General features: G+C 33.3%; 5 protein-coding genes, 1 other RNA gene and 6 pseudogenes. 2 read left to right on the forward strand and 10 right to left on the reverse strand.

Annotated features, from left to right (window positions below; genetic code table 11):
• The first annotated feature begins 170 nt into the window (after positions 1-170).
• Positions 171-1,170: pseudogene (locus tag ABLV95_RS05945) on the forward strand (LLM class flavin-dependent oxidoreductase).
• Positions 1,171-1,256: 86 nt separating this feature from the next.
• On the opposite strand, the gene ABLV95_RS05950 reads toward ABLV95_RS05945, so the two are convergent.
• The 3 genes from ABLV95_RS05950 to cymR form a co-directional block, all read right to left on the reverse strand.
• Positions 1,257-1,421 carry a hypothetical protein gene (locus tag ABLV95_RS05950; RefSeq protein WP_427704306.1) on the reverse strand — a complete coding sequence of 55 codons (165 nt, stop codon included), beginning with the start codon at positions 1,419-1,421 and terminating at the stop codon, positions 1,257-1,259.
• 36 nt (positions 1,422-1,457) lie between these two features.
• Complete coding sequence (locus ABLV95_RS05955; RefSeq protein ID WP_002507428.1) at positions 1,458-1,640, reverse strand: CsbD family protein; 183 nt, start codon at positions 1,638-1,640, stop codon at positions 1,458-1,460.
• 136 nt (positions 1,641-1,776) lie between these two features.
• Positions 1,777-2,196, reverse strand: coding sequence for a cysteine metabolism transcriptional regulator CymR (cymR, locus tag ABLV95_RS05960; protein WP_460872697.1), 420 nt, complete (start codon positions 2,194-2,196; stop codon positions 1,777-1,779).
• Positions 2,197-2,282: 86 nt separating this feature from the next.
• Between cymR and ABLV95_RS05965 the strand changes: the two are divergent.
• Positions 2,283-3,563: pseudogene (locus ABLV95_RS05965) on the forward strand (replication-associated recombination protein A).
• A 91-nt stretch (positions 3,564-3,654) separates the two neighbouring features.
• On the opposite strand, the pseudogene ABLV95_RS05970 reads toward ABLV95_RS05965, so the two are convergent.
• The 7 genes and pseudogenes from ABLV95_RS05970 to ABLV95_RS06000 form a co-directional block, all read right to left on the reverse strand.
• Positions 3,655-4,427: pseudogene (locus tag ABLV95_RS05970) on the reverse strand (tRNA threonylcarbamoyladenosine dehydratase).
• 165 nt (positions 4,428-4,592) lie between these two features.
• Positions 4,593-4,782: non-coding RNA, 6S RNA (gene ssrS, locus ABLV95_RS05975), on the reverse strand.
• Between the two features lie 63 nt (positions 4,783-4,845).
• A pseudogene (gene aspS / locus ABLV95_RS05980) lies at positions 4,846-6,611 on the reverse strand (aspartate--tRNA ligase).
• Positions 6,612-6,622: 11 nt separating this feature from the next.
• Positions 6,623-7,886 (reverse strand): annotated as a pseudogene (gene hisS, locus ABLV95_RS05985) (histidine--tRNA ligase).
• Positions 7,887-8,216: 330 nt separating this feature from the next.
• A pseudogene (locus tag ABLV95_RS05990) lies at positions 8,217-9,090 on the reverse strand (N-acetylmuramoyl-L-alanine amidase).
• The gene (gene dtd, locus ABLV95_RS05995) at positions 9,087-9,539 is read right to left on the reverse strand and encodes a D-aminoacyl-tRNA deacylase (protein WP_427704298.1); all 453 of its coding nucleotides are present in this window, start codon (positions 9,537-9,539) and stop codon (positions 9,087-9,089) included. The pseudogene ABLV95_RS05990 and the gene dtd overlap by 4 nt, the downstream one beginning before the upstream one ends.
• A gap of 13 nt (positions 9,540-9,552) precedes the next feature.
• Entirely contained in the window at positions 9,553-11,742 is a 2,190-nt protein-coding gene (locus ABLV95_RS06000) for a RelA/SpoT family protein (RefSeq protein WP_069815449.1), read from the reverse strand.
• Positions 11,743-12,071 lie beyond the last annotated feature (329 nt).

Genomic DNA, 12,071 nt, shown 5'->3' on the forward strand with positions numbered 1-12,071 from the left:
TTTTGTTAATTTATTCTCTTGATATTTATCCAATGTCTTCATCGCCTTAATTAAGCCACCTAACGTTTTTAATTTCACTCATTATAACAGTGAGCAGTTTCTTACGCAAGTTTTATAGCGACTGTTATACTTCAAGGTAATAACAATCATTAAGGAGGACAACGATAAACATGTACAATTTAAAATTATCAGCGCTTAATCTTGTACCTATTCGAGAAGGAGAAGATGATCAAGCCGCAATTAAAGATATGGTCAAATTAGCTCAAAATTTAGAAACGTTAGATTATAATCGCTATTGGATTGCAGAACATCATAATGCCCCAAACTTAGTAAGTTCTGCTACTGCTTTGTTAATCCAACATACATTAGAGCACACATCTAAAATCCGAGTGGGTTCAGGTGGTATTATGTTACCAAATCATGCACCATTAGTAGTTGCCGAACAGTTTGGTACGATGGAAACAATATTTCCAGAACGTGTAGATTTAGGTTTAGGACGTGCACCTGGCACTGATATGATGACAGCTAGTGCCTTACGTAGAGATCAACATAATGGTGTTTATGAATTCCCAGAAGAAGTTGAGCAACTCGCTACATATTTTGGTCCTGGTAATCAACAAGCATATGTGCGAGCTTATCCCGCTGTAGATAAACATGTACCACTTTATATCCTAGGTTCATCTACTGACTCTGCCCATTTAGCGAGCACGAAAAGGACTTCCTTATGTATTTGCTGGTCATTTTGCACCACAACAAATGAAAGATGCAATTGAAATATATAAAGATTTATTTGAACCTTCTGATGAACTTAGCAAACCCTATGTCATCGTTTGTTTAAATGCCATTGTTGCTGATACGGATGAACAAGCTGAATACTTATCAACAACTCAAGCACAAGTAATGGTTAGTATAACTAGAGGTAGAATGCAACCACTTCAACCACCTACTGATGATTTAAAAGGTATTTTAACACCGACTGAATTTGAAGTTGCGCAACAACGTATGGTCTCTTCACTTATCGGCTCAGAAGAAACTGTAAAAAATAAAATTAAAACCTTTATAGATGAGCATGGCGATATTGATGAATTAATGGCTATCAGCTATATTTATGATCAAGAAGCTCAACTTGATTCTTATCGTAAACTTAAAAATGTAATAGATACGCTGTAAAATTCAAGTTAATGAAACGTTAAAATCCCAATCTACAAATTTGTAGATTGGGATTTTAGTTATTTACAAAATAAATTTAGCGAAGACTATTTTTCGTCTTTTTTATCTTCATCATTTTTATCATCACTGCCACCAGTGAATTTATCAATTTGTTCTGAAGCTTGTTGTGCTTTTTCGTTATCAGAACCTTTTAATTTTTCAGATACAGTTTTTGCAGTGTCTTTTGCTTTGTCTAAGAAATTTTCAGCCATAGTAATTACTCCTTTGAAAGTTAATTAAAACTTAAATTATTTTTTGAATTTATCAATAGCATCATTTGCTTTATCTTTTGCATTTTCTACAAATTCTTTAGCTTTACCGGAAGTTTTATCTTCCTTGCCTTCATTTTCTAAGTCTTTATTGTCAGTTACGTTACCGACTGTTTCTTTCACATTACCTTTTGCTTGTTCGAATTTATTTTCATCTGCCATGTAAATTACCTCCTTAGCAATGTATATAAGTTAAATACCACTAATCATTGTGTCTAAACATGATAAATAAAATAAATCCAATATTTTCTTTAAAAGAAATCATTGTGAACTATAAATTTATAAATTATAGTTAAATTTAAATATAAAACATATAACCGTCTAAATCATCAGTTTCTTTAAAATCAGCTAGATATTGTAAAGTTGTATTATCAAGTACCTCTCTTACAGCATCTCTCATTCTAATCCAAAGTTCTTTTTGTGCGGGTGGCTCTGATTCAATACTTTCTACAAATGTAATCGGACCTTCTAATAAACGTATAATATCACCAGCTGTTATTTCTTCCGTCGGTACTCTTAATTGGTAACCGCCTTTTGCACCACGAACACTTCGAATTAATCCAGCATTCCGTAAAGGACCGACTAATTGCTCTAGATATAGATCACTTAAATTATTTTCTTCTGCTATAGATTTTAATGATACGCACCCTTGTCCTTGTTTTTTAGCTAGGGAAATCATTAATGTTAACCCATATCTTCCTTTTGTTGAAATTTTCATTATATTACCTCACTTAATTCGAATACTATATATTAACATTCTATCATTTTTTACGTTAATATAGAATTAGAAAGGTGTGACAGATTGTGACGAACGAACCACTTGCATCGAGAATGCGTCCGAATAACATAGATGAAATTATTTCTCAAAAACATTTAGTAGGTCCAAAAGGGATTATTAGAAGAATGGTTGAAACGAAAAGATTATCTTCAATGATATTTTTTGGCCCTCCCGGTATAGGTAAAACAAGTATTGCAAAAGCGATATCTGGTAGTACGCAATTCAAGTTTCGACAACTCAATGCTGTAACTAATACCAAAAAAGATATGCAGTTGATTGTTGAAGAAGCAAAAATGTCTGGACAAGTAATTCTACTATTAGATGAAATACACCGTTTAGATAAAGCCAAACAAGACTTTTTACTGCCACACTTAGAAAATGGAAAAATTGTATTAATTGGCGCGACAACATCTAATCCTTACCATGCAATTAATCCTGCTATACGTTCGAGAGCTCAAATTTTCGAATTATACCCATTAGATGACGATGATGTCAGAGTCTCATTAGAGAGAGCAATCAATGATGCTGAACGTGGGCTCGCTACTTACAACCCTATTGTTGATGACGAAGCAATGACTTATTTTACTACACAAAGTCAAGGCGATGTAAGAAGTGCACTCAATGCTTTGGAATTGGCTGTATTAAGTTCTAAAGTGACTGATGACAATAGATATATCACACTAGACGATGCTAAAGATTGTTTGCAAAAAGGGGCTTTTGTAAGTGATAAAGATGGAGATATGCACTACGATGTGATGAGTGCATTTCAAAAATCAATTAGAGGTAGCGATGTCAATGCTCGCATTACATTACCTAGCACGTTTAATCGAAGCTGGAGATTTACCAACAATCGTTCGACGTTTGTTAGTGATTAGTTTTGAAGATGTTGGATTAGCGTCACCAACGAGCTGGTCAACGTACATTAGCGACAATAGAATCAGCTGAGCGTCTAGGTTTCCCAGAGGCTAGAATTCCTTTAAGCCAAGCTGTAATAGAACTTTGTTTATCACCAAAATCTAACTCAGGTATTTCAGCTATTGATGCTTGCCTTATCAGATATACGTAAGGGGCATGTTGGTCAGATTCCTGACCACTTAAAAGATGGTCATTATGCAGGTGCTAAAGAATTAGGTCGTGCAATCGGTTATAAATATCCGCATAGTTATGAGAGCGGCTTCGTTTCACAACAATATTTACCCGATAAACTTAAAAATAGAATTTATTATGAGCCCAAAACAACTTCTAAAAGCGAACAACAATTTAAGTCTGTTTATGACAATATTAACCATTCACAAAAAAAGAAATAAAATGTATTATAAATCACTACAATCAATAAAAGGTAGCTCTCCAAAACGGAAAGCTACCTTTTTAAAATAGTTATTGATGACTGAGCATTTTTTATTTTTTGTCTTTAATACGCGTAACAGGAATGTCTTTTAGAATATCATTAATTACATAACCCGCACTGATTAATCCAACTACACTAGGTACAAAAGCATTTGAAGATGGTGGCATTTGTCCTTTTCTCGTTGGTGCATTAGCATCCCCCACTGTATCCTTAACATCTTCTCTAATTACAATTGGACTTTCATCTGAAAAAACAACAGGTATGCCTTTATGAATGCCTAATTTTTTTAATTTACGTCTTATAATTTTAGCCATAGGATCTGTATGTGTTTTAGAAATATCTGCCACTTCAAAACGTGTTGGATCTATTTTATTGGCAAGCACCCATGCTTGAAATCACGGAAATCCCTCTATCTAAACACTCTTTCATTAAGTGTACTTTATAAATGATTGTATCACTTGCATCTACAAAATAATCGATATCATATTCACTGAACAATGCTTCATAAGTCTCTTCCGTATAAAACATATGCAATGAAGTCACTTTACAATCAGGGTTAATTAATTTAATACGATCCTCCATCAAAGTCACTTTACTTTGTCCGATTGTAGAGGTAAGCGCATGCAATTGACGATTGACGTTAGTGATATCAACATCATCTTTATCAATAAGAATGATATGACCAATATTTGTACGTGCCAAAGCTTCAGCGAGCAAATGAACCAACACCACCTACGCCTAGCACAACAACTGTCTTTTCTTTTAATAATTCCAAGCCTTCTTGACCATAGGCTAATTCATTTCTAGAAAATTGATGTCTCATCTAAATACTCCTTATTATTATTAATATGCTATAACAAAACTATTATAACATTATCATATATTTATATTTACAAAATGCATTATTTATCTTACATTATTTGAAATCGTAGCATTCACATTTTAAATTTCAGCAAAAAAAATACGCAAGACCGAAGTCTTGCGTACGATAGAGTCCGTTAGTGCCGTAGTTATAAAGTGCTTGATCATTCGGCCTGCTTATAACAGGTGGGTGCCCTGTTTCTTGTTTTGCAAGTCCTCCTTTGAGGCGTGTGCGCTGCAAGAAAACCCATTGGGCTCCCGGATCAAAGAGTGTTAGGCCCAAATATGAAGCAAACTTACGAACACTTCAGATGACTATCTTATGTGAACATCATAACACATAATCTCAAATTAGCAAGAATTAAAACTTCTTGCGCTAATTAATGACGAATACGTAATGAAAGTTCTTCTAATTGATTTTCTGATACTTCACTTGGTGCATCTGTTAATAGACATGTCGCAGATGCAGTTTTAGGAAAGGCAATTGTATCACGTAAGTTTGTACGATTCGTTAATAACATAACTAAACGGTCTAATCCTAATGCGATGCCGCCATGTGGTGGTGCACCATATTTAAAGGCATCTAGTAAGAAACCAAATTGTTCTCTTGCTTGTTCGTCTGTGAAACCTAAAACTTCGAACATTTTAGCTTGTAAATCAGCATCATGAATTCTGATAGAACCTCCGCCTAATTCATAACCATTCAAAACAACATCATATGCATTGGCTTGAACATTCTCAGGCTCAGTGCTTAATTTTTCAATATCTTCTTGTTTTGGTGAAGTGAATGGATGATGAGCTGCAGTATAGCGTTTAACATCTTCATCATATTCAAGTAATGGCCAATCTGTAACCCATAAGAAATTCAATTTCGTTTCATCAATCATGTTTAACTCTTTCGCAAGTTTAAGACGTAAAGCGCCTAAACTTTGTGCAACAACACTTGGTTTATCTGCTACGAATAACACCAAGTCACCGCTTGCGCTCCAGTTAGTGATTGTAACTTTTCAACATGATCATTTTCAAAGAATTTAGCGATTGGTCCATTTAAACCATCATCTACAACTTTTACCCATGCCAAGCCTTTAGCACCATAGATATTTACAAATTCTGTTAAAGCATCTATGTCTTTTCTTGTATATTTATCAGAAGCACCTTCAGCTACAATTGCCTTAACTTGACCATCTTTATTGATAGCATCTTTGAATACTTTAAAGTCCATAATTTCACCAAGTTCTGAAACATTGATTAATTCCATGCCAAAACGTGTATCTGGTTTATCTGAACCATAACGACTCATAGCGTCGTTATATGTCATTCTTGGGAATGGACGTGGTACTTCAACGTCTTTCACATCTTTAACAACATTTTGTAACATTTCTTCGCCCATATCCATCACATCTTCTTGATCTACGAAGCTCATTTCAATATCCACTTGAGTGAATTCTGGTTGACGATCAGCACGTAAATCTTCATCACGGAAACATTTAACAATTTGATAATATTTGTCAAAACCACTAATCATTAATAATTGTTTGAATATTTGGGGTGATTGAGGTAATGCATAAAATTCGCCACCATGCACACGTGATGGTACTAAATAGTCACGGGCACCCTCTGGCGTTGATTTATTTAATACGGGTGTTTCTATATCATAAAAACCTTCTTGGTCTAAGTATTGTCTAATAGAACGTGTTGTTTGGTGTCTCATTTTAAATGTTTGTGCTAACTCTTGGCGTCGTAAATCAAGATATCTATATTTTAATCTGATATTTTCGTCAACATTTTGATTTTCTTCATTTAATGCAAATGGAGGCGTCTCAGATTTATTGATAATTTGGATATCTGAAACTTGTACTTCAACCTGGCCAGTTTCAATTTTTGGGTTTACCGTTTGAGGATCACGTTGCTTAACTATCCCTTTAACTTCTACCACGTATTCTGATCTAACAGTTTCTGCAATTTGTAATGCTTCTGCTGAAAAATCTGGGTTAAATACGATTTGAACATAACCTTCACGGTCACGTAAATCAACAAAAATTAAGCCACCTAAATCTCTACGGTTGTGTACCCAACCTTTTAATGTTACTTCTTGGTCTAATAACGACTCTGTTACTAAACCACAGTATGTTGTACGTTTACTCATGATATCTCTCCTTAATTTTTGAAATAATTAACCATTTCATCTAATTTAATAGTTTCAGTTTCACCTGACTCCATATTTTTTACATTTATTTTATTTTCTTCTAGCTCTTGTTCACCTACGACTATTGTATATCGCGCATTTAATCTATCTGCTTGCTTCATTTGGCCCTTAACTTTACGTTGTAAATAATCTTTATCTGCTTTCACACCATTTTTACGTAAATCATTTAATAGTTTCACAGCATAACGGTCCGCTTTATCGCCCATTGTTACAATAAATAAATCAAATTCATGATTGGCATTAAGTTCAATTTGTTCTTCCTCTAGTGCAAGTAACAATCTTTCAATACTTAACGCAAACCCTATACCAGTCTGGCTTGGTCCATCTAATAATTCTAATAAACCATTATATCGTCCGCCACCACACAGTGTAGTAATCGCACCATCATAATTAGGGTTATCCATCATTAACTCGAAAGCAGTATGTGTATAATAATCCAATCCTCTAACTAAATTCGGATCTTCTACGTACGGAATACATAAATCATCTAAATGTTGTTTTACTTCTGCGTAATAAGCTTTTGATGATTCATTTAAAAATTCTGTAATACTTGGAGCTGTTTTTATTTCTTCTTTGTCTTTATCGATTTTACAATCTAAAATTCTCATTGGATTTGTGTGTAATCGTGATTGACAATCACTACAAAAATGTTCGATTACAGGTTCAAAATGATTCACAAGTGCATCATTATATTCTTTACGAGAATTTATATCACCTATACTATTAATAACAAGTTTTAAGTGCTTCAATCCAAATGACTGATAAATATGCATTGCCATTGCTAGTACTTCTGCATCTACACCTGGATTTTCAGCACCAATAGCTTCTACACCAAACTGAGTGAATTGGCGATATCTCCCTTTTTGTTTTCGTTCATAACGAAACATTGGTCCGTTATAATATAATTTAATAGGTTGATTCGGAATACCTTGCATTTTATTTTCTATATATGAACGCACAACTGTCTGCTGTACCCTCTGGACGTAATGTGATATTTCTGTCGCCTTTATCTTTAAAGGTATACATTTCTTTTTGAACAACATCCGTTGAACCACCTACACCACGCGCAAATAATTCAGTACTTTCAAAAATTGGTGTACGAATTTCTTCGTAATTATACAATTCCATGAGTTGATCTAACTTTGCTTCAATATAACGCCATTTCTTTGTTTCCTCTGGTAAAATATCTTGAGTCCCTCTAGGTATATTTATCATAGAACCTCTCCTTTTAAGCAATAAAAAAACCCTTGCATGACTAATAGTCATACAAGGGACGAATTTCCGTGTTGCCACCCTAATTGGTTATAAATATTTAAATTTATAACCCACTTCATACGAATAACGTTCGTTACACGGCTTTATTTTTAAAGCACCTCTTCTTGTGTTAAATTTCTAAATTACTAAGCATAATTTTTCAGCCAGGAATTATGTCTCTTCGCATTGTTTAAATGCTACCATTTCGTTTAGAACTTTCAAGAATTATAGCGGTTTTAATATAGAATTCATATTTAATAATAACGAGTTTACGACTAATATGCAACCTTTTTATTCTGAGAAGTATGCACGTAGTCCATCAACAACTGCTTTTTCTACAATTTGTCGATGTAATTGGTCTCTAATCATATCTTCATCTGTAGGATTACTAATATAACCTAATTCTAATAATACTGCCGGTACATCTGTTTGTCTCAATACTTGGAAGTTTTCTTGTCGTGCGCCTTTATTTGTTAATAATGCTTTCTTTTGTAGGCTCGCACTCAATGTCTCTGCTAATGCTTTTTGATTTTTCTTAAACCAATAAACGGTACTACCATTTGCTTTAGCTGATTTTAATGAATCATTATGTATACTAATATAAGCATCACCTTTAATATTTCTATCGCTAAGACTGACATATTCATCTGAACTACGTGTCATATTCACTGTTGCACCTTCTTTTTCTAAAAGTGCTTTAAGCTCTTGAGCGGTTTTTAAAGTGTATACTTTCTCTTTACTATGTTTATTTGTATTACTTGATGCCCCCTGATCACGTCCACCGTGACCAGGATCAAGTACAATTATTTTATCTTTTAAAGGTTTAGCATTTTTGTTAGCGTCTGCTTGAATATTTAAATTCGTATGCCAACCTGACCACCCAGCCTTTTTCATTGTTACCGGATTCTACTTCAATCCACTTACCAGATTCGCCAATTTTATGGAAGTTTTGTCCCTTTTTGATTGAATTAATTTCTGGATAAACAGCGTTAGGTCCAGTTCTTAATTCTGCATCTTCAGTAATATAAATCGTACTACTGTTTTCATCATTATGATTTAAGAAAGCAATAATCGTAATAATGAAAATGACAAATGCTACTGCGACAATAAATGTGGGGATATTTCTAAGATTATGTTTTTCTAACCAAGTATCGAGTTTTTTCATACTATTTTGCCATCCTGACTTTCATAAATCACTGTTACAGGTCCATCATTAGCAATATTCACTAACATATCCGTACCAAATTCGCCTGTTAACACGTTTATTCCATAAGAACGTAATGCATCGTTAAATATTTCATAATATTCATTTGCCTGTTCTGGAGGCATAGAATGAGAAAATCCTGGTCTGTTCCCTTTTCTAACATCTGCATACAATGTAAATTGTGATATAGATAAGATTTCACCTTCTACTTGTTGAATATTTAAGTTAAGCTTGCCATCATTATCTTCAAATAACCGTGCATTCACAATTTTTTTTGCTAATGCAGAAATATCGGCCTCTGTAGATGCTTTACCAACACCAACAAATAGGCAATATCCTCTTTTTATTTTATTTTCTATATTTTCATTAGAAACCGAAGCTTCCTTTACTCTTTGTACGACTATTTTCATGTATGTTGCACCTCTAATTCCAAACTCTTGTGACAGTATATACATCGCCGAGTTGTTTAATCTTGTCTACAACTTGGTAAACTTCATTAACATTTTTTACCATAACACTAATATTAATCACAGCATTTTTATCTATATCTGACTTGCCAGATACTTTCACTAAATTACTTTTAGTTGAATTTACAGCTTGTAATACTTCATTTAAAAGCCCATTTCTATCATAAGCAGAAACTTCTAAATCTACTTGATAACGTTGAGTGGCATCTTTAGAACGTACCCATTCTACGTGAATCAAACGGTCTTTTTCACTTTTAATATTAGGACAATCTGTTCTATGTACTTTAATGCCATGCCCTTTAGTGATATAACCAACAATATCATCACCTGGGATTGGATTACAACATTTTGATAATTTGATTAAGACATTTTCAATACCTTCAACATAAACGCCACTATCCGTTGTAATGTCATCTTTAATAGGTACTGATTTAGAAATTTCTTGTGCCGAATTCAATGCTTTTTGCTTATCTTGAATACGTTGCTTTTCAGTTAATTTATTCACTATTTGTAAGGCTGTTACCCCTCCAAAACCAACTGCAGCAAATAAGTCATCATCGTTAGCAAAATTATATTTATTATTTACTACGGCGATATTTTCCTCATTTAATACCGTGTCTACTCTAAAACCTTGATCTTTGATTTCCGCTTCAATCATAAATTTACCCTTTTCAATGTTTGAAGAACGGTCTTGTTTTTTAAAGAAACTGCGAATTTTACTTTTAGCACTTGATGATTTAACAATTTTCAACCAATCTCTACTTGGACCATAAGAATGTTTACTTGTTCTAATTTCAACAATATCTCCAGTCTGCAAGACATAATCTATAGGTTCAATTTTACCGTTTACTTTTGAACCTATCATTTTATTACCTACTTCACTATGAACTGCATATGCAAAATCAATAGGAACTGCACCGTAAGGTAATTCTACAACGTCACTTTCTGGCGTAAACGCATATACTTTGTCACTTTGTAAATCAAATTTAAGTGTTTCCATAAATTCTTCAGCATCTGACGTAGTATTGTCTGTTTCTGCAAACTCTTTAATCCAATTTAACTTTTTATTAAAGTTTTGTGCTTTCTCTGTTACTTTCTTACCTTCTTTATATGCCCAGTGCGCTGCTACACCATGTTCAGCGATTTCATGCATTTCAGAAGTTCTAATTTGTATTTCAAGTGGATCGCCGTTTGGACCAACAACCGTTGTATGTAATGACTGATACATATTTTGTTTTGGCATCGCAATATAATCCTTAAATCTACCAGGCATCGGTTTCCAAAGCGTGTGTACTAAGCCCAGTACAGCATAACAATCATTGATAGAATTCACGATAATTCTAACAGCTAACAAATCGAAAATTTGATCAAACTGTTTCTTTTGTTTAACCATTTTTCTATATATACTATATATGTGTTTAGGTCGACCATTGATTTCCCCAACAATATTCATGCTAGACATATCTGCTTGTATACGATTTATAGCATTTTGAATGTAATCTTCTCTTTCACTACGTTTTTTCTTCATTAAATTAACAATTCTGAAATATTGAACGCTATCAATGTATCTAAGCGCTGTATCTTCCAATTCCCATTTAATAGTATTGATACCTAATCTATGAGCCAAAGGTGCATAGATTTCGAGCGTCTCTTTAGAAATTCTAATTTGTTTTTCTCTTGGCATCGGTTTGATTGTTCTCATATTATGTAAACGATCTGCCAATTTAACTAAAATCACACGTACATCTTTAGCAATTGCGATAAATAGTTTTCGATGATTCTCCGCTTGTTGTTCTTCTTTTGAACGATATTTCACTTTTTTTAATTTTGTTACACCTTCTACAATAACTGCAATTTCTTCATTGAACATACCTTGAACATCATCAAATGTATATGGTGTATCCTCGATTACGTCATGTAAAAACCCTGCAACAATTGTTGGTCCATCTAAATGCATTTCAGTTAATATGCCGGCAACTTGAATTGGATGCATTATGTATGGTAAACCATTTTTTCGAAATTGACCTTCATGTGCCTCATAAGCAATATGATAACTTTTCAACACATATTCATAGTCTTCTTTTGACAAATATGATTTGGCTTTGGATAGTACTTCATCAGCACTATATGGATATTCATTGTTCACTTAAGACACCCCCATACTAAATATTAATCGCTATTAGATACCCAGTATTATATTCCGTTAGTTTTATCTAATCTTATTTAACTACGATTGTAACGTATTTTCATTTTATTAGGTCAAATTTTGTATAATAGTTATATGATACTACATGTTATTAAATAAATAAATGAGTTCATGTGAGTATTGGGGAAATAAAGTTTATTTTTAAATATTATATAGTGTGTTCAAGTGAATGATATTCATAACAAAGTCTCAGATAACTACCCACAATACAACCTATTGTAATAAATTGGATATATTTTAAATTAAAAAAAGAAGCCAGGACATAAATA

It is taken from the genome of Staphylococcus sp. Mo2-1, assembly GCF_046721385.1.
In the GTDB taxonomy this organism is placed as follows: domain Bacteria; phylum Bacillota; class Bacilli; order Staphylococcales; family Staphylococcaceae; genus Staphylococcus; species Staphylococcus equorum_A.